The 18,586-nt window shown below is 45.9% G+C and carries 12 protein-coding genes; 2 read left to right on the top strand and 10 right to left on the bottom strand.

All coding sequences use genetic code 11. The features are described from left to right. Positions 1-4: 4 nt before the first annotated feature. Both NBH06_RS03065 and cdd read right to left on the bottom strand, forming a co-directional pair. Complete coding sequence (locus tag NBH06_RS03065; RefSeq protein ID WP_250792733.1) at positions 5-1,783, bottom strand: DNA polymerase III subunit gamma/tau; 1,779 nt, start codon at positions 1,781-1,783, stop codon at positions 5-7. Positions 1,784-1,986: 203 nt separating this feature from the next. Further along, the gene (cdd, locus tag NBH06_RS03060) at positions 1,987-2,469 is read right to left on the bottom strand and encodes a cytidine deaminase (protein ID WP_250792731.1); all 483 of its coding nucleotides are present in this window, start codon (positions 2,467-2,469) and stop codon (positions 1,987-1,989) included. A 127-nt stretch (positions 2,470-2,596) separates the two neighbouring features. Between cdd and NBH06_RS03055 the strand changes: the two genes are divergently transcribed. Next, entirely contained in the window at positions 2,597-3,496 is a 900-nt protein-coding gene (locus NBH06_RS03055) for a glucosaminidase domain-containing protein (protein ID WP_021891784.1), read from the top strand. A gap of 56 nt (positions 3,497-3,552) precedes the next feature. Here the strand turns inward: NBH06_RS03055 and NBH06_RS03050 are convergent, their stop codons facing one another. The 3 genes from NBH06_RS03050 to NBH06_RS03040 all read right to left on the bottom strand — a co-directional run bounded on the left by NBH06_RS03050 (position 3,553) and on the right by NBH06_RS03040 (position 8,697). Beyond that, positions 3,553-4,311: an exodeoxyribonuclease III gene (locus NBH06_RS03050; RefSeq protein WP_021891783.1), complete on the bottom strand. Its 759-nt coding sequence runs from the start codon at positions 4,309-4,311 to the stop codon at positions 3,553-3,555. A 1,076-nt stretch (positions 4,312-5,387) separates the two neighbouring features. After that, positions 5,388-7,355, bottom strand: a complete 1,968-nt coding sequence (gene porE, locus NBH06_RS03045; protein WP_250792728.1) for a PorE family type IX secretion system protein — start codon at positions 7,353-7,355, stop codon at positions 5,388-5,390. A gap of 124 nt (positions 7,356-7,479) precedes the next feature. Beyond that, positions 7,480-8,697: an S-adenosylmethionine:tRNA ribosyltransferase-isomerase gene (locus NBH06_RS03040; RefSeq protein WP_250792726.1), complete on the bottom strand. Its 1,218-nt coding sequence runs from the start codon at positions 8,695-8,697 to the stop codon at positions 7,480-7,482. A gap of 114 nt (positions 8,698-8,811) precedes the next feature. Here NBH06_RS03040 and NBH06_RS03035 point away from each other — a divergent pair, with 114 nt between their 5' ends. Next, positions 8,812-9,873 (top strand): DUF2027 domain-containing protein, encoded by a 1,062-nt coding sequence (locus NBH06_RS03035; protein WP_250792723.1) that lies wholly within the window; start codon positions 8,812-8,814, stop codon positions 9,871-9,873. 645 nt (positions 9,874-10,518) lie between these two features. On the opposite strand, the gene NBH06_RS03030 is transcribed toward NBH06_RS03035, so the two are convergent. The 5 genes from NBH06_RS03030 to NBH06_RS03010 all read right to left on the bottom strand — a co-directional run bounded on the left by NBH06_RS03030 (position 10,519) and on the right by NBH06_RS03010 (position 18,081). Beyond that, complete coding sequence (locus NBH06_RS03030; RefSeq protein ID WP_040295872.1) at positions 10,519-13,326, bottom strand: TonB-dependent receptor; 2,808 nt, start codon at positions 13,324-13,326, stop codon at positions 10,519-10,521. Between the two features lie 309 nt (positions 13,327-13,635). Further along, a complete protein-coding gene (locus tag NBH06_RS03025) occupies positions 13,636-15,015 on the bottom strand; it encodes a glycosyltransferase family 39 protein (RefSeq protein ID WP_250792721.1) in 1,380 nt (459 codons plus the stop codon). Positions 15,016-15,020: 5 nt separating this feature from the next. Next, a complete protein-coding gene (locus tag NBH06_RS03020) occupies positions 15,021-15,593 on the bottom strand; it encodes a hypothetical protein (protein WP_250792719.1) in 573 nt (190 codons plus the stop codon). Beyond that, positions 15,590-16,321 (bottom strand): glycosyltransferase family 2 protein, encoded by a 732-nt coding sequence (locus tag NBH06_RS03015; RefSeq protein ID WP_008861295.1) that lies wholly within the window; start codon positions 16,319-16,321, stop codon positions 15,590-15,592. Before NBH06_RS03015 ends, NBH06_RS03020 begins: the two co-directional genes overlap by 4 nt. A 293-nt stretch (positions 16,322-16,614) precedes the next feature. Next, on the bottom strand, positions 16,615-18,081 hold the full coding sequence (locus NBH06_RS03010) for a PDZ domain-containing protein (protein WP_195342761.1): 1,467 nt from the start codon (positions 18,079-18,081) through the stop codon (positions 16,615-16,617). Positions 18,082-18,586 lie beyond the last annotated feature (505 nt).

Below are 18,586 nucleotides of genomic sequence, written 5' to 3'. Positions count from 1 at the left end.
ACGGTCAAGCGATTTCGAGGTCGAATGTGTCGTACAGGTTTTTTATATCGGGATTCTTTTCGATCATCTTCATCAGTACATCTTTCGGACTGAAAATAATTTCTTTCTCTCCCGGTTGGTTGATACGTAATTGCATGGAGAACTGGTTGTTCTTCAAGGCATTTTGTAGGAAAGACATCAATTCGTGGAAATGCTCGTTGATGTGGTCCACTTGAATTTGGGAATCGACCGACACTACGAAATTCTTGGGATTGACGAGCTGTGGGCGGCAACTCTGCATCGTATTGACGAGCACGACTTCCGTCGGTATGGTTTTGGCGTATTCCAGCCAAGCTGTGGTAAGGGCTTCGGCTGTGAATGGTGTATCGAGTACGGTTTGTACGGTCGATGTGTTTTCCTCTGCGACAAATTCTGCCGGTTTCTGATGTATAGAGATACGAGTCGGGGGAGCCGCTTTTCTTGTTTGCGTCGAAGCTGCCGGAATATCCCGTTTAAAAGTTGTAGGCCGTATGGTTGCGGCTCGGTATGCAGCCTGAGGTTCGGCAGTCTGGGTAACTCCCGAGGTGGTTCCTGCCGTTTGTTGAGAGGTCGTGGTGTTTGGTGTCTGGGGCGTTGGGCTTACCGTTTGTCCGGCGTTGGGAGCCGGCGTTATCTTCTGCAACGGTGGATTTTCGGGAGCGCTAGTAACAGGATTTGTGATTTGGCAAATCTGTATTAAAGTCAACTCCACCAAAAATTGTTTGTTGTTGCTTATGCGATAGTCGAGATCACAACGATTGCTTAGTTCCATCGCACGGTATAAGAAAGGTAAGGTACATTTTTCCGCTTGTTCGCCATAGCGTTTGGCCACCGATTCGCTCACTTCGAGCAAGGGGAGGGTTACCGGGTCTTTACTGACCAGCAGATCGCGGAAATGACGGCTCAGTCCGCCGATGAAAAATTGGGCTTCGAAACCGTTGTCCCGTATTTCTTTGAATATCATCAACGCCTGCGGTACGTTGTTTTGCAAAAAAGCATCCACTAATCTGAAATAGTACTCGTAATCCAGTACGTTGAGGTTTTCGATAACCGATTTATAGGTGATGTGTCCGCCCGAAAAACTGACGACTTGGTCGAATACCGAGAGAGCATCTCGCATACCGCCGTCGGCTTTTTGGGCGATGATGTTCAGGGCCTCCGGTTCAGCGGTGATACCCTCTTGTGAAGCCACGTATTGTAGATGTTCGGCTATGTCGGTAGTGGTAATCCGTTGGAAGTCGTACACTTGGCATCTCGACAGAATCGTGGGCAATATTTTATGCTTCTCGGTAGTTGCCAGAATGAAAATAGCATGGTGCGGCGGTTCTTCCAGCGTTTTCAAGAAAGCGTTGAAAGCGGCAGCCGACAGCATGTGCACCTCGTCGATGATAAATACTTTGTATTTGCCTATTTGAGGCGGTATCCTCACTTGGTCGATGAGCGTGCGTATATCGTCCACCGAGTTGTTCGAGGCGGCATCGAGCTCGATGATGTTGTAGGAACGTTGTTCGTTGAAAGCTCGGCACGATTCGCATTCGTTGCAGGCTTCTCCCGATTCGGTCGGGTGGAAACAGTTGATTGTTTTAGCGAAAATACGGGCACACGAAGTTTTCCCTACGCCGCGAGGGCCGCAAAACAAATAAGCATGAGCGAGTTTGTTCGAGTCGATCGCATTTTTCAGAGTTTGTGTCAATGCTTTTTGTCCTACGACCGAACGGAACGTCGATGGTCTGTATTTTCGTGCCGAAACGATATAATTGTCCATATAGATTTTCTAAGTTCTTTTGCAAATATAGTGAAAGGTGAGTGCAGAGGCAAACGAAAATTTCATTTTCGGTTTGACTATGCCGAGCCGCATCCGATATTCTACAAATATAGGAAAAGAAGAAGGCAAGATAAAATGAACAAATCTATTTTTCATACCTAATTGCCCTCTATATTTTGAAATATACAAAATTTTTCCGTACCCTATTCCGGCAAATCGCTTTTCTCGAAGCAGAGAGGCAGCAGACTCCGTATGGACTCTACGATATAAATTTCTTTTTTGCCGTAGAGATAAATGCGCATCGGCTGGTTGTAGCGTTCCTCTGTTTCGAGAATTACCTGCCGGCAAGCTCCACAGGGTGCTGTGGGGTGGTCGATGAAATCCCCGCCGGTTTGAGCGGCGATCGCCAACGCCTCTACGGGCAAATCGGGATATTGAGAGTTGGCATAGAATAGAGTAGTCCGTTCCGCGCAAATCCCTGACGGGTAAGCGGCATTTTCCTGATTGCTTCCCGTGATGACGGTTCCTCCCGATAATAAGGCGGCAGCACCTACTTGAAAGCGAGAGTAGGGCGAATAAGACCGGTTTGTTGCCTCTTTGGCGGCGTCGATCAACTTTTTCTCCTTTTCGTTTAGCTCATCATACGAACAAACGATTATCTTTGTGGTGATGTTCCGGTTTTCCATAACTGTAATTAAGTCGGTTCTATATTGTGTTTACAAATATAGCGAAAGGTGAGTGCAGAGGCAAATAAAAAACAAATTTTGAGAGAACCGGATTTCTTGTCGTTTATTTTTAAGTATTGAGCGAATTATGAAACTACGATTCATCATATCCTTGCTTGCGTTGACTCTCTCGTTTTCGCAACTCTCGGCACAACGTAAAAATAAGGCCTATCTCGATTATATCGAGAAATACAGTTCATTAGCGGTAAAACATCAAAAGCAGTATGGCATACCGGCCAGTATTACACTGGCGCAAGGATTGCTCGAATCGGGAGCCGGTCGTAGCGAATTGGCCCGTATGTCCAACAACCATTTCGGTATCAAATGTCATAGCGATTGGAAGGGGAAGAGGGTTTATTACGACGATGATAAGAAAGACGATTGTTTCCGTAAATATAATAAACCGGAAGATTCGTTTGAAGATCATGCCCGTTTCTTAAAAAGAGCTCGTTATGCTTCTCTTTTCGAATTGAAAGTGACCGATTACCGGGGGTGGGCGAAAGGTTTGAAGCGCTGCGGGTATGCCACCGATAAGTCGTATGCCAATAAGTTGATTCAGACCATCGAGCTTTATGAACTTTATAAATACGACCGCCGTAGTTTCAAGCCTATTCGGGCGAAAGACCTTTTACCCGTTATCGTAGCCAATCCGCATCCCGTTTATCGTTCGTGGGGATTGCTTTATGTCGAGGCTCGCGACGGCGACTCGCTCGAATCCATAGCGAAGGAATTCGGTTTCTCGGTGAAAAAACTGGCGAAGTACAACGAAGTTCCCAAAGACTATCCGTTGGAGGCCGGCGACATTGTCTATCTCGAAAAGAAAAAGAAGAAAGCCGAGAAAGGCTATGACTTCTGTATCGTCCGTTCAGGTGACTCTATGCACACCATTGCGCAACGATACGGTATCCGGTTGAAAAATCTCTATAAGATGAACAAACTCCCGGACGATTATACCCCTTCGGTGGGCGATACTCTGCGACTGCGGTAGATAGTAAATTCGGTATTCACTATCGTTTGAGAAGTCGTTTAGAGGTATATGTATGATTATAAGTCAACTTCCAGCTCTACGGGACAATGGTCCGAGCCGAAAATTTCCGTGTGTATTTTCGCGCTGCACAATTTCTCGTTGAGCGATGCAGAGGCAAGAAAATAATCGATACGCCAGCCGGCGTTTTTTTCTCTCGCTTTGAAACGGTAAGACCACCACGAATAGATGTCCTTTTGGTCAGGATAAAAATAGCGGAATGTATCGGTGAATCCGGCAGACAGTAGTTGGGTGAATTTATAGCGCTCTTCATCGGTAAATCCGGCGTTTTTTCGGTTCGTTTTGGGATTTTTCAAATCGATTTCTTGGTGAGCCACGTTCAGGTCGCCGCATACGATGACCGGCTTTTGGGTTTCCAGTTGTTTCAAGAAGTGCAGAAAATCATCTTCCCATGTCATACGGTATTCAAGTCGTTTTAATCCTTCTTGCGAGTTGGGAGTATAGACATTGACCAAGAAGAAATCTTCCATTTCGAGAGTAATGATACGGCCCTCACGGTCGTGTTCTGTTCTATCCATGCCGTAACTGACACTGATGGGTTGAAGTCGGGTAAAGACAGCTGTTCCCGAATATCCTTTCTTTTCGGCATAGTTCCAATAAGACTGGTAACCGTCGAATTGCAAATCCAGTTGTCCCGCCTGCATTTTCGTCTCTTGCAGACAGAAGAAGTCGGCATCCAATTGTCTGAATATATCGGTGAATCCTTTGTCGTAACAAGCACGTAGCCCGTTGACATTCCAAGATATGAGTTTCAGCATAGTGGTTTTTCTATTGTGATTGAGAACAAAAATACAATTTAATTGCTATTCATACGAAATCGACCGTAAAAATTATTGTAGTCCGATAAAAGAATAGTGTCCCTCGTTCGGTTTGTTACCATATATTTTCGGGAGCATGGCTAATAAATGTCTGTTGAAATCTTTCCTTTGTCATTTTTCCTGTTGGATAACAAGGATTGCAAATTCGTATAGAGGGAGAATGACTTTCGATAGGTTCCGTTTCTGCAAGGGGGAATATAGGGGGAACCCCACGAAGCAAAGAGGAACCCCCAAAAGGCCGTTCAAAACGACTCTTTTACCCTCCTCCCTGCCGTGTCCCGTGGCATTACGGGGTGTCGTGCAACAATAGAAGAGAAATGCACAAAACTATCCTTATGCCAAAACATAAAATGCCTCTTTCAATCCTCTCCCCCTGTGTTTCCGTAAGGGAATATAGGGGGAGTGCCCGCAGGGCGAGGGGGTTAAACACAATAGTAGAACAAAAGTATGAAACTCCACCCCCTGTCGTGTCCCGTAATATTACGGGGTATCGCCCAGCAATGGGGGGAGAAGAACAAACACGATACACAGGAAAGTATTATCCTCCTCCCCTGTGTTTTGCAACGCAAAATATAGGGGAGGTGTCACGGAAGTGACGGAGGGGTTAAAACAGTATAGCAGTGTTTTTGAATGGTTTCTATACTCTTTTCTTGCCGTTTCTCGTAGCATTACGAGGTATTTCAGTTCTCATTATCGAAGATATTTAAACCTCCTCCCCTGTGTTTTGCAGCGCAAAATATAGGGGAGGTGTCACGAAGAGACGGAGGGGTTACATTTTATCGAAAATCTATTTGATTGTTTTTTCAACCTCTTGCCGAAGAGACCGGAATGTATTTGTCGACAAGCACATTCATCGCTAAAATACATGGTTTACCCCACGGATTTTCTGCTGAACTTAAAGAGGACTGTGAAATTAAGAAGCTGTTTTAAATTTATTCCGAGACAGGGGCTCAATATGGCCGGAACATACCTGCTTGCAATGATAATATTATTTCTCAATAAATTTAAAACAGCTTCTAATATAAGTTCCACGTAATAGAGAGGACTTGAAACTCAGTACGCCGATTTATCTGGTTGGCTATTTCTTGGTCTTCGGGAGAGAGCCCGTTGATATATTTTTCATCGAGTACATCGCCCTCTTTAAATTGCGGATATTGTGTGGCGAGTTTTTTAGTGATGATTTTGGGACGGCTTTCCCCATAGCCTTTCGGTTGCAGACGGTCGGGATTAATGCCCGATTTGATAAGGTAGTCTACTACCGAGCGGGCACGGCGGTCCGACAATCGCAGGTTGTACTGCTCCGACCCTTTTAAATCGGTGTGTGCTCCCAATTCGATAGATACGTTAGGATTGTCGTTCAACATCTTTACCAATTCGTTTAGCGAAGTTTCCGATTCGGGACGTAAAGTCGCTCGGTCGAAGTCATAAAATATGTTTTCGATGAGAATAGGTTTACTGATAGATGCCAGTACGAAGTTAACACCGTATTCGGCATCGGCCTCTTCGTTGTCCGAGATAAATTCTTGTTTTGAATTCAGATAGCCTCGGCAGCTGGCCAGCATGACATAGTGCACTCCCCGGTCGAGCTTGAAGCGGAAACTACCGTCTTTTCGGGCAAATTCTTTTTGGTTCGATCCGTCGTTACCCACGATACGGATAATTGCATCGGGCACGGGTTCATCGTCCTTGTCGATGACTGTGCCGCTTATCCATACGCTTATCGACGGAAGCTCGAAACTGTATATGTTGTCATATCCGCGTCCGTCTCCGCGGTTCGATGAAAAAAATCCGCTTTCTTCTTCCCCGAAGGTAATGCCGAAATCGTCGGCCTGCGAATTGATGGGAGCCTTCATATTCTCGATTTGCCAGAAGCCCGAGTCGTTCATTCTCGCTTTGAAAATATCCAGCCCTCCCATACCGGGGTGACCGTCCGATGAAAAATAAAGGTCGCCGTTCGACCGGATATAGGGGAACATTTCGTCGCCCGGTGTATTGATTTGTACACCTAAATTTTCGAGAGTACCCTCTTTCTCGGTTAACGATATGCGCCAGATGTCCTTCCCTCCGTAACCGCCCGGCATGTCCGACACGAAATAAAGAAATTCTCCGTCGGGTGATACCGCCGGGTGGCCGAATGCCGATAGGGTGTCGGCCGTTATTTCGTATTTTTGCGGGGCGCTCCATTGTGCGCCGGTGCGGGTGGAAGTATAGATTTCTACCGATGTGTCGGCGTTAGGCTCGCGACGAGCTTTGGTCAGATACATGGTCGTACCGTCGGGACTGAAACTGATTACTCCCTCGTCGTCTTCTGTGTTTACGTCACCCTCTATGGGTTCGGGCTTTTGCCAAGCTCCCCGCTCGTTTTTTTTAGAGAAAAACAGATCGCAGTTTTTGGTTCCGGTGATACCGCTTTTATTCTTGCCCAATGCCTTTTCGGTAGACGAGGAGAAATAAACTTGGTCGAAATCTTCTCCTAAAAACATCGGTGCGAAATCGCTCCGTCGAGAGTTGAACATGGTCGCTTTTTTCACGACATACCGTGTAGGTGTTTTTTCCCATTGCTGGGCTAAGTTGCAACCCCGTATTCCGTTTTTGGCGAGACTGCTTTGCGGATTTGTTTCCAAATAGGCTTGGTAATTCTTGATAGCTTCTTTGTATTTCCCTTCGTACTGTTGGCTGCGTGCTAAATAAAACAGAGCCATGCTGTCGGGGTAGTCATATCGGATTGCATTCTGGTAGGCGGCAGAACTTCGCGGAGCCATGTTGATGCGACGGTAACACTCGGCCATTTTGAAGGCGATTTCTCCTCGCAGTTTCCGCTCTTTACGGGGATTCGTCTTGCTGTATACTTTACGGTAAGTCTGGGCGGCATCATAAAATTCACCCCGGGCATACTGTTCGTTGGCGACACTTAGTTTCGCCCCCGAACATGACACCAGCAATGCGGCTGTCGCCAATCCCCAAAGTACCGTTTTTATCTTCATGTATCTTATTGAATACAACCGACGATAAGCGGACGGCCTTTCGTCCGTTTTTATCCTGTACCGATCTATTATAGATACGTTTTTTCCTCCGTTTTATTGTGTTTGCACTCTATGGAGAACTGGCTTATGGCAGTAATAGCGAACTGTCTCCGTAGCTGAGAAACCTGAAATCGTGACTCAGTGCATAGTCGTATATTTCTCTCCATCGTCCGTTTACGAATGCCGAGACTAACAGTAGTAAAGTGCTCTGCGGTTGATGGAAATTGGTGATCATTCCCTGCACGATGTGATAGCGGTATCCCGGCGCAATGATAATCTGAGTGGCGGTTACCAATCGGTCCATATTCCGGCGGTCGAGATATTCGACGATGTTGCGGAGCGATTGTCGCGAGTCTATTTCTTCGCTTCCGTCGTATGGTTGCCATTGCCCCACAGTGAGAGATTCCGGTAAAATGTTCGGGTCATATTCCAACATTTTCCCTATGTAGTAGAGGCTTTCGAGCGTTCGTACCGAAGTGGTTCCCACAGCGATCACCCGGCGGTCGGTACGGCTCAGCTCATCGATGAGGTTGCGGCTCACCGAGATATATTCGGTGTGCATCTCGTGCCCTTCGAGAGTTTCGCTTTTTACCGGTTTGAATGTACCGGCTCCCACGTGTAAAGTCAGTTCGAGAGTGGGTATGTTCTTTTCTTTCAGTTTGTTCAGTACTTCCGGAGTAAAATGTAGTCCGGCGGTCGGTGCGGCCACCGAACCCTCTATTTTCGAATAAACGGTTTGGTAGGTCGTTTTGTCGCTCTCTTCCGTTTCCCGGTTCAGATAGGGGGGAATGGGCAATTCTCCCGCATGGTCGAGCAGTGTGGCGAAGGTTACATCGGAGTCGTCCCACGAAAAATGCACCTCGTGCGCATTACCGTGCGGCAATCCTCGTTCGGCACGGAAGTTTACGGTTTTACCATCGATGTTCACCGATTGGGTCAGCACGCCGTTTTTCCATTTTTTCAGGTTTCCCACGAGGCACAGCCACGAGCACGAGCCGGTCGATTGGAACGAGAGGGAATATTCGTGCGGTTCGAGTGGTTCGAGGCAGAACACCTCGATGAGCGCACCCGTCTCTTTTCTGAAATGCAAGCGGGCTTGTATCACCCGGGTATTGTTGAATACCAGCAGACTATCCGCCGGCAATACCTTCGGTAGTTCGTGAAATCGGTGTTCCTCGATTTCTCCTTTTCGGTAAACCAGCAATTTCGAGTCGTCTCGCTTGGACAGAGGAAATTTAGCGATACGTTCGTCGGGTAGCGGATAATTGAAATCTTCGATACGAATATTCTGAGTTTTTTGCATAATCTGTTTTGAATATCGTGCAAAAATAAGCAACTTTGCCGAATATAGCACGGTTTGCCACAGCGAAATCGCATGTCGGTACAACGGTGCGGTCGATATTAAAATGATGAAATTATGGTAAAAGTTGGCGATAGAGTCCGTTACCTCAATGCTGTTGGGGGCGGAGTCGTGGTAAGAATAGCGAAAGATATAGCTTATGTCGATGAGGACGGGTTTGAGACTCCCGTACTGGCACGGGAGTGCGTCGTTGTGGAACCGGCGGAACCTGTGAAAAAAGCCGCTTCTGTTCCAGCCTCGAAAGTCGTGACGGTTCCTTCGGTAGAAAAGGCATACGCTCCCGAGGAAGACGATGAAGATTCGTTCGCTGTGGAGGAACGACCCGAAGGAGAAAAGTTGAATATAGCTCTTGCCTATATCCCCGACGAAAGCAAACATCTCAATACGACCCGCTTTTCCTGTTATTTGGTAAATGACAGTAATTACTACCTCTATTTCTCGTACCTCAGTCGGGACGATGAGGGGTGGCGTACCCGTTATGCCGGTATGGTAGAGCCGAATATACAAGTTATGCTCGAAGAGTTCGGACAGGAAGATGTCAATTCGCTCGAACGCATCTGTATTCAATACATCGCTTTCAAAAAGGATAAACATTTCTCGTTGAAAAGTCCTGTCGCTGTGGAGTATCGTTTGGATACCACCAAATTTTACAAGCTGCACACGTTCCGCGAGAGTCTCTATTTCGATGAGCCTTCGTGGACGCTCGATATCGTGAAGAACGATATGCCCGTGCGTCCTGCGGTGTTCGATGCTTCTGATCTCGAAAGAGCCATGAAGATGAAAAAGAGTGCCGATATGCCCCTTCGTAAACCGGTTGTCAAACATGCCGAAAAAACGGCTATTGTGGAGGTAGATCTCCACGCCTCCGCGCTTCTTGATACGACAGCGGGGCTTACCAATTCCGAAATACTCGACTACCAGTTGGGGAAAGTCAGAGAGACCCTCGATCAATATCGCCATGCAAAGGGGCGTAAAATCGTTTTCATTCACGGCAAGGGTGAAGGCGTATTACGCAATGCTCTCTTGAAAGAGATTCGCGACAAGTACAAGAACTGCTCTTGTCAAGATGCCTCGTTCCGGGAATATGGTTTCGGAGCGACTATGGTTACTGTGCATTAGGCAATCGGTTGTGTAATTGATTTTGTAAGAAGTATATATGAAAAAGTTACCTTTCACATATACCCTCCTCCCTGCCGTGTCCCGTAGTATTACGGGGTGTTTTGCATGTCAAAATATAGGGAGAGGTGACAGAAGAGTCGGAAAACAGAAAGGCATTAACCTTCTGCCCTGCGCACGTATGTGCGATAGGGCAGAAGGTTAATCCTTACAGCCAAAATCTTATGAAATTCTTTCAACCCCTCTCCTAAGAAATTACCGTATCTTCGGTGTCTCCCTTATATTACTGACGTAACTCCCCGTAATACTATGGGACACAGCTGGGGAGAAGGACAAACATGATATATAGGAAAGTATTACCCTCCTCCTCTGTGTTTTGCACAGCAAAATATAGGGGAGGTGGCACGAAGTGACGGAGGGGTTAAATAAATATCCACAACAGAGAAAACGCATCAAGATATCGACACTCTCCCTCTGCTCATTGTAGATGAAATAGGGGGAGTGCCCGCAGGACGAGGGGGGTAAATTCTACGATCAAAGATTTCTATCTTTTTTAGCCCTTCTCCTAAGAGACCTGAACATGGTTATCGACAAAGATTTCATCGCTAAAATTTATGTTTATCCTTACCGATTTTCTACTGAGCCGTTTTACCAACGTCTCCCTCCCGGACGACCCGGGTGTCCCGGCGGTGGCCCATATCCGCGAGGCCCTCGGTCGAAACGATCCATATCGGGTTTCTTATCGCCGAATGTATTGAATCGATAGGTGAAGGTTATCAATCCATAAGTATCGAGTGTGTTATATTCCACATCTTGGATATAGTTACCCGTGACGGTTCGTCGTATGCTGTTCCTTTGTCCCAAGATGTCGTACACCTTCAAAGCGATGGTAGCATTTTTCCCTTTCAGGAATTGATAAGAAGCCTGTGCGTTCCACAACCAGCTCTCTGTATTGTATCCGGCAGAATATCCGGCAGATCCGCTGTAAGTTATATCGGTTCCTAATGTTATCGACCACGGCAGATAGCCGTTTACATTGAATGTGCCTCCGTAATTATGGGTGCTTTGATCGTTCCGACTTTGCATACTGTTGGTTGCCAAAGCATAACGATAGTTTCCCCGAAGTTCGGCATCGAAATAATCCGATCGGAATGCCAATCCTAAATTTTCTACGGCATTGAACGAACCGGCATCGTTACGGACACCGTTATTATAACCTACGCTGTTACTGTAACTGACTCTGCTGAAACTGTTTAATTGCCAGTGCTTGTTTCGAAAAGGGGTGCTATACATAAACATTCCGGCGGCATTCCATACCCCGTTTACGTTGCGATAGGTTGTCCGTTGTCCTCCGGTTTGGGAATCATACGTAGTCTCCGAGATGATGCTGTTGGTCGTGAATCCTCCGTTGACCATAGCCATGATAGCTCTCTGGGTCTTCTCGTCATAGTCGTTGAAACGGGCGCGGAACCAGTTTTGAAAAGCCGGTTTCAGTTCGGGATTACCCACGACGATACGCAAGGGATCCGAACGGTCTTCGACCGGTTGCAACTGGTTCATCGACGGTTGGGACGAGTAGCCCCGGTAGTCGATACGCAAGGAGCGTTGTTTTCCCATTTTGTAGCGGTAACGCAGATAGGGTGCTACGTTGAATACCGTGCGCTTGGATATATTACGGTCGCTGTTTATCAAGTCGATAGATTGAGAACTCGAAGGGACGGCAGCCACCCCGATATCGTAGGTATAATTGGCCGTCACTTGCTTGAATCCGATTTGTGCTCGGTGTGAATAGTAATCGTTACGGAAACTGTTGCTCAGCTCATCGTTTCGCACCGTGTCGTAAGGTATGGCGAAAGGATCGTTCAAGATGTCATAAGTATATTTGTCGGCATTATTGAAACTGGCTTGAAACCGATAGGAAAATGTTAGGAAACGTCCTTTCTTCACGTCGCCCAACGGTTCTGTCCAAGTAAACCGTGCACCGTAGCCATTGCTCCACGTGTGATTGTCGTCCATTTGGTCGAGCGTACTGTCTTTGTCGAGCATGTAATATTTATAGAGGGCTTTGGTCCACCCGTCCTCTTTTGTGTCGCTATAACTATATTGCGCTTGTATACTGAACGAGCGTCCCGGACGGTTACGGAATTTATGATTATAAATCAATTCGCCCGATAAATCATACCCTGTACCCTTATTGTGGTTGTCGCTTTCGCTGAAATTTACTTTACTGCGGGCTATGTCGCCGGCAGTAGTAAGAGCCGAATCATAGCTGTCCGATTTGGAAAGAGCCACGGAAAATCTCGGACGGAATTCGAGTGTATTCAGAGAGTCTATTTCCCAATGTAGTCTGAAATTTCCTCTGATGTTTTGCCCGTTGTCTTTCATTTTGTTATACCCGCTGTAATACGAGGTACTGTCTTCGAACATGTTTTGCCGTTCGGTGCGTTGCAAAACGTCTCGATTACTGTTGTTGTAACTGACATCTCCGCCGACTCGGAACGCATCTCCCTTACCGACATTGAAGTTTACCCCTACATTGTGACTGGTGTTGATACCGTTCATGCCCCCGAATCGGCGAAACCGGCTTCCGCCCATATCGGTGAATCCCATATTGTTCGTGTTGTTCGAACCTGCAAGGATAGTCACTTGGTTGTCACCGAAGAAATGGTTGAGCATAGCCCCGGCCTCATATCGTCCGTCCAGACCGTATCCGCCTGTTACATTACCGAACCAACCGTGTTTCATACCCTCTTTTATAGTCAGGTTGATAACAGTTTCCTCCTCCCCGTCATCGACTCCGGTCAAGCGGGCTAGGTCCGATTTTCGGTCTACGACTTGCAGCTTTTCGATGATGTCCACGGGCAGGTTTTTGGTAGCCACTTTGGGGTCGTCCGAGAAGAACTCTTTACCGTCCACTAATATTTTGGTAATTTCCTTTCCCGCATGGGTTATTTTTCCCTCGCTATCCACCTCGACGCCCGGCAGTTTTTTCAACAAATCCTCGACGACAGAATTGGGCTGTGTTTTATAAGAGTCGGCATTAAACTCCACAGTGTCTTCTTTAACTACCACTTCGGGAGCTTTACCCACCACTACGGCTTCCTGCAACAATACATCGTTGCTACCCAATAGAACATCTCCCAAATTTCTTCGGGGCTGCCCTTTCGATAGCTGCACGGGTTCGTATGCGGTTCTATATCCCAAGAACGAAAATGCGGCAATATAACTCCCCGCTTTCGGGACTTTCAGAGAAAATGTTCCGTTGTCTTTGCTGGAAATCCCAGTAACGAATGTGCTGTCTTTCGCCGATAACAACCGGATACTCACCTGTGGTAATGGCAGATTGTCGTTTTTGTCTTTAACGATACCCGAAATTGTAAATTGTGCCGCTACGCTCTGCGCGATGGACGATAAAAAAATACACAGAAATAGGGCAATAAAACCTCTCTTATTCATCTTAAAAAAAATCAATCTATTGATCACAACGTTTATAAGACCTTGACACCCCGCCAAAGTTTAAATGCCCACTCGCTTTTTTACATTTTTTAGGCTAATATTTAGAAGATGTTTTAAATTTATTCCGAGACAGATTGAGACCTATGTTTGAAGCAGATTGGAGTCCGAGATATGCAGTCAATAGCGGGCTATTGACAAAAATCAAGGGATTCAAGATGCGAGACAGGGGCTCAATATGGCCGGAACATACCTGCTTGCAATGATAATATTATTCTCAATAAATTTAAAACAGCTTCTTAAATCCGTGTCTTATTTTAGCGATAGAAATCGCTCTATGTATTCCGAACCTTTTCGGGCTATTTGTGTGGTGGCAGCGAAATACCAGCACATCGGTACGAAGCAGAAAAAGAATCGTTTTGCCGAATAGGCCAATACGTTTTGTATGGAATCCCATACGTAGTCCACGTGGTAAACGACGAGTCCGTAGAATACGATGCTCAGTACAATCATTCCCAATAAAGCGAGGTTGTCTTTCCTTTTAATCATGAACCAGCTGTTCCCGAGAATAAAAATGGCGAATACCGAGAATGTCCAGCCATAATATATGGGATTGGTAAACAGAGCCCAAAAGCCGTTTACGATCAATCCCGCTTTCTCCCCGTCCCAGAACAGGCGGGTAATAGCCATGCCTTCGGTATATAAGCCACCGATTTTCATGTAAATAAACCAGATAATGGCCGGGAGCAGGGACAATCCGGTAAAGTACAATCCTTTTCGATAACTCTTGCGGCGTATGCAATCGATCAGCAATATCACACAAGCTGCGCCGATGAATACGATACCCTCGTTTCGACACCACATATTGGCACCCAACAATAACGCGCCTGCATACAATTCATCGTCGTTGCGGCTGCGTAGCCAACTGGCGGTATAAGCGATACCCAGCCCTGCGAAAATGGCTTGCATGACGTTGGTGGTCGATAACGACGAGAATGCGAGCATTTCGGGAGCCATCATCATAAACAGAGTAGACAGTGCGGCGACGGTTTTCCCGGTATTTCGTCTCAAAATTCCGTAGAAAGCAATGACAAAGAACAAATACATCAACGCCGGTATCGACTTCGATGTTTCGGCTCCTAATATATAGACGTATGCATAGCTCATTTGTACGAAAGGAGCGTATGCTATGCTACCTCCGGCGCGGTGTATCGAGGGATTGTAATCGGCATCGAACAAGCTCATGCGCATATACGTGTGGTCTTGTGCCGCCACGAAACCTAAGGTGTCGAATGCCGCGAGGCTGTCCCGGTCGCTGGGAGGGAAAAACATGCATTTCGAGAAATTCATGTATTCGCAATAACCGATGAGTATGATGAGCAATACCCATACCAAGTTGGCTTGTTTCCAGTCATCGAGCATAGCCGAGGTGATACGGAAACTTTCGAATCCTCGGTAACGGGCTACGATAAACATCAATAGGGCGAATGTTACGGCTCCTGCTGATAAAACCGAAAAACTGGTCAGGGGAATATGCATTAAGTCGAGCAAAGCCATCACGACGGTTTGCAGCGTCATACCCAGAGGGAAAGACAATCCTATGCGTTCGGTCCACGAAAAACGCGTCCCGATGACTCCTGTTAATAAAAGACCCGACAGGCAAGTCAATATGATTCCTGATACTACTAACATGATGGTTACGGTTTTAGGTGCATGGGCAATACGGCATGAGGCGCTTTTTGTTCAACCTCGTAGTCGAGATATTCGTATCCGCGACCGTTGACGATAGCTACATGGGTGATTTTCTCGCTCCAAGGAGTTTTACCCAACTCCGATGGGATAATGACTCGGCGCGGATATAAGAACCGGATAGCCCATAGTTTGTTATAAGGTTCGCCCGAGAATATACGTTCTTCTCCTTCGGGGTAAAAAGCCTCTTTCCCCGGTAACAAGATAACGGCGTTTTCGGGAGTGCTCTCTTTCACGTACCGCAGATACACATGAGAAAGTCCCAGCTTCATTTCAAATCGGTTGTCTGTCGTCGTACGGGAGTAATGACGTATAGTCTCCAAGTTTTTTTGAAGCATGTTGTATGCCCAGTTGTAACCCGGTTGTACGTCGAGGACGAATTTGTTTAGCAGAAACAGGACGATGACAACGGCAAAAATGTTCTTTGCTACCCATGAAAAAGAGATTCCCTCTTTTTGAGGCGTTGCAGTACCCTTCTTGGTGGAAGGTGTGTTTTTTTTGCTTGTGATGCTATTTTTCATGATTCGGGTATTTTCCAGAAACGATATTTCAACAGCGTGCCTATCGCTTTCAAGCCGTCGCTCAGACGCAGTTTTTTCCCCTCTTCGATAGAGCGGGGATAATAACGAATGGGTACTTCTTTGATTTTGTAACCCAATCTCGAAACTTTTGCCGTCACTTCGGGACAAAATTCGAATCCCTCGCAGTCGAGAGGAATCGATTTCAGCAAATCGGCGGTGAACATTTTGTAACAAGTGGGCTCGTCGGTGATGTGCTGACGATAAAGAATGTTGGTCATTACCGATAAAAATTTCCCGCCCAGTTGATAACTGAAATAAGTATGTGAATTTTCCTCTGCTAAAAATCGGGAGCCATATACCACATGGTATTCGCCCGATAAAAGAAAAGGAAGCATTTTCTTGAAATCGTTCGGATCGAGTTCGAGGTCGGCATCCTGCATGACGATATAATCGCCCGTTACGGCTCGTATGCCCGTGCGGACGGCCATGCCTTTCCCATAATTCCTTTCGTGCTTCAAGTAAACGATAGGAGCGTCGGCATGGCGGGCGATAAAATCTTCGACGATTTGTTCTGTCGAATCGGTCGAGCAGTCGTTCACCACGATCAACTCCCTTTCGATGCCGGTCCCTAGATCGGCATCGAGTACCCGTTGCAGCAGTTTTGCAATAGTCTTTTCCTCGTTATATGCGGGAATGATAATCGATAAAGTGTGCACGGCTTCGCCCATAATTCGCTATCGGTAAAAATAAGATAAACGAAAATGACGGCTTGGCCGTCTTTTGATGTGACGATAAGCCTATTTTCGCAATCCGTGCAAAAATATTATAATAATTTTGCCTGTGCAAGATTTTATTTCGAAAGGAGTGAGAAAAGATAGTAATCTCGTTGCTGGGTATGTATAGATGGGAAACCATGTCAAATCTTGTTTTGACATGGTTTCCTGAGTGTGATTGTTGAACTATGGCCTATTCCCGTTCGTCGCGATTCTGGTTTATGACTCCTCCGAATGGGGAATGAAAGTTATTCGTCCAATGCTGTGAGGTTGACAGGGAAAAACCATGTAGCTTCATAAAGTTTGCCGGTCAATGTCATCTTTTTTCCATTACGCTTGATTTCAAAAGAGTCGTTTTTATTTGCTTTGTGGATAAAATCGGGAAATGAAATTTCAGAATAATCGATATAGGGGTTATTCTCTACTTTTTGATAGGTCGGACTCTCTTGAAACGCGTGAGGAAATACATCGGTTTTCTCGGTGAGAAGTTTTCCCAAGCAATATTTCTTGAATCGAACCGACATCGATGTTTTATCCCATACTAATTTCCCGTTGAGCCACATTCGATTGCGTATCCCGATTTTTGATTTTCCGTTTATTTTCAGGATTTCGTCACCCGGTTGCAATCCCAATTTTTCGGCGGGACTGTGCTTGTACACGTCTGTGACTATCGGCCGGTTTTCGTCCCAGCAGATACCCGACCAAGCCCTGCAAGGTTGAATGACTGTGCTTGTGCCCGGAAAAGTACGGCAATATTTAAGCACGTTATCGCTGACCGAACGGAGGCTTTGACTGTAATCCAATCGTTTGGAATAGCGTAATTGCCACAAGATGGGAGGCACGTTTTGTGCCGGATCTAACATTTTCTTTGCGTCGAGTATCGTTATCTCCAAAAAATGGGTGTTCGATACGTCTTCATGGGTATAACCGCCTTCGGTTATTCTTTTAGGGGCGCGTTTGAAAGAATTTACATAGATTCCATATTTCCCTTGTGTGACATACGTGTTGCTGCCTTGGTCTATGTAGGTATTTGTCTGTGGAACATAGGTCGAAGTCACCGATTCTTCTTCGTTGAAAGACACTTTGAGTATCAAGTCGGGGTTCTCGTTGTCGATGGTTAATGGGAATCCGCTGTTGGTTAAATGGTCGAGGGCTTTTTGGGCGAATTCTTTTTCCAAAAGAGGATCGGACGAAGATAATACGATGGATATTGTTCTGTATTTGCCCCAATCGGGTACATCGCGATCGGCTCTGATTTCCACGCCGCTATTTTTAAAAGCGTCTATTGTTGCTTGATTGAAGATAAACAGTCCGTCTAAGTTTTCAAAGGTTTCGTCAAAACCTTCCATGTTCAGGTTTATGGGAGCATATCCCAATTCATAATCGACATCGTGAGCGATGGAGTGCATGAGCAGTTCCACCCGGCCATCGCGCCCGTTGAGTATGGGATATATATCTTCGGTCGCTATGGAATCTGTCTTTTTTCCGTTTATGGCAATGATGTAGTCCAAACTGGCGGGAATGATCTCTTCTTTATCGCAGGTTATATCTTCCATGTAAATGAAGTTGTGGAAACTGATAACCGAGAGTTTGTCCGGATTGTATTTTTTCAGCCAATTAACCCGTATGGCATTGGGCGATCCGTTACTGGCTGCAAAGAGAGGCAATGATAGTATACATATCATCGCTTGGAGAAAAAACTTTTTTAGTTTCATGGTGTTGGTGTTTTGCTGCTGCCGATGCCCCTTCGGACGGCGTTTTAAAATAAGAAAAGCGTAGGGCAATTATTTTCTGTATACATTCATTGAGGCATCGGCAAACACCTTTGTGCGATATACAGTCTACCCCACGCCGTGCCGTTATATCGGTTCCCCATAGGGGGTGGAATATAACACACGCATGAAGCATCTTTCGACTGCTTTTTCCCGCACTTAAAATTTTGCCGATTTTCAATGAAAGGATAAAGCAAAAAACGCTTTTTTAATATGTCTTTTTCTCTATAAGTAATAGAATGTTTTTATATAATCATAGGCAGTAATTTTTTAATAGTCGAGGGCGAAGACAGGATAAGCCGAGGTAGCGAGTTTATCTGGTTATACAAAGGCGTTAGCCTATTTTCGCATTTGTGGCAAATATAACGATATTTTTGAAATGTAAAAATAGTTCGTTGGTTTGCCTTTGTGTTTTGCCATGTAAAATATAGGGGTGGTGTCACGTAGC

It is taken from the genome of Barnesiella sp. B2-R-119 (assembly GCF_023656675.1).
Lineage (GTDB): Bacteria > Bacteroidota > Bacteroidia > Bacteroidales > Barnesiellaceae > Barnesiella > Barnesiella intestinihominis.
This window is presented reverse-complemented; position numbering and strand designations above follow the sequence as displayed.

Bases quoted from the DNA above. Each gene is read 5' to 3' on its own strand.
- NBH06_RS03020 (WP_250792719.1), bottom strand. From the start codon at position 15,593: ATGAAAAATAGCATCACAAGCAAAAAAAACACACCTTCCACCAAGAAG.
- NBH06_RS03025 (WP_250792721.1), bottom strand. From the start codon at position 15,015: ATGTTAGTAGTATCAGGAATCATATTGACTTGCCTGTCGGGTCTTTTA.
- NBH06_RS03055 (WP_021891784.1), top strand. From the start codon at position 2,597: ATGAAACTACGATTCATCATATCCTTGCTTGCGTTGACTCTCTCGTTT.
- cdd (WP_250792731.1), bottom strand. From the start codon at position 2,469: ATGGAAAACCGGAACATCACCACAAAGATAATCGTTTGTTCGTATGAT.
- NBH06_RS03010 (WP_195342761.1), bottom strand. From the start codon at position 18,081: ATGAAACTAAAAAAGTTTTTTCTCCAAGCGATGATATGTATACTATCA.
- NBH06_RS03050 (WP_021891783.1), bottom strand. From the start codon at position 4,311: ATGCTGAAACTCATATCTTGGAATGTCAACGGGCTACGTGCTTGTTAC.
- NBH06_RS03030 (WP_040295872.1), bottom strand. From the start codon at position 13,326: ATGAATAAGAGAGGTTTTATTGCCCTATTTCTGTGTATTTTTTTATCG.
- NBH06_RS03015 (WP_008861295.1), bottom strand. From the start codon at position 16,321: ATGGGCGAAGCCGTGCACACTTTATCGATTATCATTCCCGCATATAAC.
- NBH06_RS03035 (WP_250792723.1), top strand. From the start codon at position 8,812: ATGGTAAAAGTTGGCGATAGAGTCCGTTACCTCAATGCTGTTGGGGGC.
- NBH06_RS03040 (WP_250792726.1), bottom strand. From the start codon at position 8,697: ATGCAAAAAACTCAGAATATTCGTATCGAAGATTTCAATTATCCGCTA.
- NBH06_RS03065 (WP_250792733.1), bottom strand. From the start codon at position 1,783: ATGGACAATTATATCGTTTCGGCACGAAAATACAGACCATCGACGTTC.
- porE (WP_250792728.1), bottom strand. From the start codon at position 7,355: ATGAAGATAAAAACGGTACTTTGGGGATTGGCGACAGCCGCATTGCTG.